The sequence below is a fragment of the uncultured Tessaracoccus sp. genome (assembly GCF_947286155.1).
Taxonomy (GTDB): Bacteria; Actinomycetota; Actinomycetes; order Propionibacteriales; family Propionibacteriaceae; genus Arachnia.
Genome location: NZ_CAMYPD010000084.1, coordinates 1 through 4,503 on the forward strand (window position 1 = coordinate 1; position 4,503 = coordinate 4,503).

Annotated in this window: 4 protein-coding genes and 1 pseudogene; all 5 read left to right on the forward strand. The window is 59.1% G+C overall.

The annotated features are described in order from the left end of the window. Positions 1-1,380, forward strand: a 1,380-nt coding sequence (locus Q0X68_RS12960; protein ID WP_297752614.1) for an RHS repeat-associated core domain-containing protein, incomplete at its 5' end; no start/stop codon positions are given. 2 nt (positions 1,381-1,382) lie between these two features. After that, on the forward strand, positions 1,383-2,048 hold the full coding sequence (locus Q0X68_RS12965; protein WP_297752617.1) for a hypothetical protein: 666 nt from the start codon (positions 1,383-1,385) through the stop codon (positions 2,046-2,048). A gap of 223 nt (positions 2,049-2,271) precedes the next feature. Then, positions 2,272-2,556, forward strand: coding sequence for a transposase (locus Q0X68_RS13210; RefSeq protein WP_159087494.1), 285 nt, complete (start codon positions 2,272-2,274; stop codon positions 2,554-2,556). A gap of 104 nt (positions 2,557-2,660) precedes the next feature. Further along, positions 2,661-3,476 (forward strand): annotated as a pseudogene (locus Q0X68_RS12970) (IS3 family transposase); the annotation flags it as partial. A 782-nt stretch (positions 3,477-4,258) separates the two neighbouring features. After that, a complete protein-coding gene (locus Q0X68_RS12975) occupies positions 4,259-4,450 on the forward strand; it encodes a hypothetical protein (RefSeq protein WP_297752620.1) in 192 nt (63 codons plus the stop codon). Positions 4,451-4,503 lie beyond the last annotated feature (53 nt).

Consider the following 4,503-nt stretch of genomic DNA (forward strand, 5'->3'; position numbering starts at 1 on the left):
GCGGATTTGACGTATTCGTATGATCCGGCTGGGCGGCTCACGGAGGTGGTGGACCGCTCCGATGAGGTTGACGGCACCGGCTGCAGGTTGCGTACGTACCGGTTTGACGCTCGAGGCAATCGGCTTGCTGACACTACGGCTGCCGCCACCACCGGGGCGCTCTGCCCCGCCTCAGGTGGGGTGGGGACCAGCCGTAGCTACGATGTGGCGGACCGGCCGATCACGGTCGGCGACGGCACCGCCTACACCTACGATGCGCTTGGTCGGCAAACCCTCATCCCAGCCGCGGATGCACCGCGCCCGGAATCGGGTGATGTTCACCTGTCGTACTACGACGATGACACCGCGAAAGCGATCACCCAGGCGGGGGTGAGTTTGTCATACACCCTGGATGTCGCTGGACGTCGCACGGTGCAGACCACACGCCGCACCCTCGAGGCGGCTGTGACGGAGTCGGTGACGAATCATTATGTGGATGATTCGGATGATCCTGGGTGGGTGACCACCGTCACCGCCGACCGGGCGTCGACGACGGTGTACGCGGACTTGACCAGTGGCGGGTTGTCGTTGTCGATCACGACCACCGGCGTGACCACGGCCGGGGAACTGGCGCTCGCGAATCCCCGCGGGGATGTGTCGGCCACCATCACTCTCCCGACGGACGGGGAAGCCGCGGAGGGGCTTGATCGGTGGACCCGCTACACCGAGTACGGCACACCAGTGATCACCCCGCCCACAAGCACCGCTGGTGCCGCCGCCAACGGCTACGGGTGGCTGGGTGCGAAACAGCGTTCTACCACCGAAACAGGCATCCTCCTCATGGGAGCCCGTCTCTACAACCCGGTCACTGGTTTGTTCACCAGCCTCGACCCCGTCTACGGAGGCAACGACACCCCGTACACGTACCCCAACGACCCCATCAATCGAATCGACACGACCGGCGAATGGGGGTGGCTGCGGAAAGTCGGCAGGGTGCTTTGGAAATACAAATGGGACATCGCACTCACCGCAGCCAGCTTCATACCCGTAACTGCAGTTGCCGCATGGGCGTATCGCGGCTATAAGCTTGCTAGAGGCGGCATCTATGTCGTTCGTACTGTGTCGAAAATGAAATACGTTGGTCAGTCCTCCAAAATTGCAGGGAGGTTGGCGCGGCACGTAAGGAATGGCAAGATTACAAAGTGGCAAGCGGCGACTGCAAGAGTATATCGCGTCAGTGGTGGGAAGGTTCGCCGAGAAGTGGCAGAACAGAGGATGATTAACCGGCTCGGAGGAATCTACAAGAACGGCAAGCGGAACTTGGCCAATATTAGGAATCCTATTGGGGCAAGACGGTCATATCTGATGCGCAGCACGCCAAGGAATTGGAGGAGGCTGTAGTTGTGAAGTATTGGAATATGGTCCGTCGGCGTTCCGTTCGCCCTTGGGAGACCGCGATCAACATCTGCGATGAAGATGTTGGCGATATCAGTTCCGTTGTGTCGGCCGCGGGGCGGGTTCGCGGGCTAGCGATCAACGCGCAGGTGGATTTATCTGGTATCCATGATCTGAAAAATTTGGAAGAACTTTCGTTGGGCCATATGGTGCATGGAATTGTCGATCTCCGGTGGTTCCCCAAGCTGCGCTCATTGTCTCTCCATCTCTCTTCGATGTTGCGGGTGCTATCGGTGGAGTTGGGTGCGCAGTTGACCGGGCTGGGCTTGACCTCTTGTAGCATAGAGTGGGCTGCGGCAATCGAGCGCAACATGGTGCTTGAAAACCTTTCACTCATTTCTCCAAGAGCGTTTCCGGGTAGATTGCCGGAGTCGTTGCGCTACTTATCTGTCGCTGTCTGTTCTGCTTCGGCATTCCCGGACTTTGCTGGAGAACGTCTCGTTGAATTGCGGCTGGAAGAAGTGAGAGAGCTGCGTGACTTCTCGAAGTTCTCGGGGTGTACCAACTTGAGCACTGTGTATGTCGAGGATTGTCCTGGACTCAGCTCGAGGGATGGGCTTGCGTCCGGTTGTCAGGTGTTAGCGGTGGGGTGCACTCCGTTGCGCGGCGACTGACCGGGGTCGACGGCTGTAATTGGATGTGACGGCTTGAGCTGCACTTTGAGGATTGCTGGGGCGAGACTCCAGTCCGAATTTGCTCGGTTCCGGCTCCACTTTGTACGAGCGTACGCGATGTAGCAAAACGTTGCCGCCGTAGTTGTTGTGGCGCATGGGAGCTTGACGCGCTTTTCCGGACACCGAGTCTGAGGTGATGATGGCCTCAGGGAAGGAGTCTGTGATGCCTGCTGCTAAGCCTGTCGAGTTTCGTCGGAGGGCTCTTGAGCTGGTGGGGTCGGGTCAACCGGTGGCCCGGGTTGCGAGGGACTTGGGGATCAGCGAGTCTTGTCTGCCTCGCTGGATGGGTCAAGCCGATGTTGATGCTGGTCGAAGTGAGGGCTTGACCAGCGCTGAGAGACGCGAGCTGGTCGAGCTGCGTCGCCGTAACCGGGTGTTGGAGACCGAGGTTGAGATCCTGAAACGTGCCAGCGCCTATTTCGCCCGGGAGAACGTCCTCCCAAAATAGTGTTCCGGCTCGTCGCCGAGCTCGAGGAAGAGAGCTTCTCTGTTGCGGTGGTGTGTCGGGTCCTGCGGGTGTCTCGCTCGGGTTTCTAGGAGTGGAGGAACCGACCAGCAAGCTGCCGCGAGCTGGCCGACCGAGAGTTGATGCTCACCATCAGATCGATCCATGAGATGTCTCGGGGAACCTATGGCGCCCCACGGGTTCATGCCGAGCTGCGTTTGGGCTTGGGGATCTGCTGCGGACGCAAACGCATCGCTCGTCTCATGCGCGAAGACGGCCTTCAAGGCGTGTGTCACCGCCGCAAACGGGGCCATGTCCCGGCTGCTGCAACCCATGATGATCTGGTCAAATGCCAGTTTCATGCCGACGGCCCGGACCGGCTGTGGTTCACCGACATCACCCAACACCGCGCCAGAGATGGCTGGGACTACTGCTGCGCGGTAATGGACGCCTGGTCCAGAAGGATCGTGGGCTGGGCGATCGCTAATCACATCCGAACAGAACTCGTGATCGACGCGCTCGACATGGCTCGTTGGCAACGCCGGCCCGCTCCGGGAACGATCCTGCATGCCGACCGCGGGAGTCAATACACCAGCTGGCTGTTCGGCCACCGACTCCGAGAAGCCGGGCTTGTGGGCTCGATGGGCAGGGTCGCCTCGTCCCAAGACAACGCGGCAATGGAATCGTTCTGGTCGATCATGCAACGCGAGCTCCTGGACCGCCGACACTGGCCATCACGCGTCGAACTGGCCTCAGCGATGTTCGAGTGGATCGAGGGCTGGTACAACCCACGCCGACGCCACTCCAGCCTCGGCATACTGTCCCCACACGAGTTCGAAACCTTGCCGCCACCACCACCGAAGCGGCATAATCTAACGAACCAAACCTGTCCGGAGAACCGGGTCAAGCTCCAAGTCAGCTAACTTCGGCTTGAACGTTTATGTCAGCAGCAAATTCGGGGCATATGGCCTTTACGACACCTACGGCCGAAGGCGAAGGCGATGATATATCCGGGATTGATGCTCCTAGCTGTGCGGCTTCGTCACCTTGCGTGGACTGCTTTGGTCTGGGTCTTGGTGGTTTTGGCGGTGATGGAAGCTAACTTTGCAGGCTGGTTCTGGGTTCTCCTGGTGTGGACAGGCATATGCGGTTGGGTGGTGTGGAGGACGGTTTACGTAAGGGGACTCAAGATTTGTGTACATGGCCGGGAGGTAATCTACGAGGGAGTTTTCCGGCGAGTCCGGTTCGCTTTCGCGGACGTCGAGAAGCTGGAAATTATGATGATCCTCGATCCACGCTCGTCCGGTACATATGTCGCTCTTCGTATCCGTAATAGACGATTAGCCCGAAAATTGTATGGGTTGGGCATCTGCATGGACGACCGGCATGCCGCGTTGTTGGAGCAGGTGGACAATCACTGTGTCGCTGAGGGTGCGCTGGGCGGATGGCAAATCAATGCAGTTTCAGAAGCCGTGCCAAAGCGAGGCATACCTGCTGAAGTGTTGGGAGCACAAAGACGATTCGTTTGGTCTGGCAGTTTGGTCTGCGATCACGGGGACGGGGCTGCTGAAGGTTTGATTGGGTTCAAGACTGTATGACTTTGGAAGGGTCGTGTTGAAAGGATGGTGATCGGCCAAGAATCTATTCGGATGGGGTCAAGCGTGACGCAGTGGCGCTGGTGAACTGCGGCTTGTCGTAGAAGCAAGTGTGTAAAGATCTTGGAGTCTCCAAGTCCGCGTTGCGGATGTGGGTCAAGGACGACCGGTTCCGGGCTCTCGGGTTCACGCTGACCACTGACGTTGGGGAACGTCGCGAGATGATGGCCGCGATGCAGCGGATCTGCGAGTTGGAGATGGAAAACGAGGTGCTGCCTCGCGCGGCGGCGTATCTCTCGTAGGCGAATCTGCGGACCCCAAAATGATGTACCCGCTCGTGCGCGAGATGGCCGCC

What these genes read in the sequence shown, in the direction of transcription:
- Q0X68_RS13210 (WP_159087494.1), top strand. Translation starts at nt 2,272, where the DNA reads ATGCCTGCTGCTAAGCCTGTCGAGTTTCGTCGGAGGGCTCTTGAGCTG.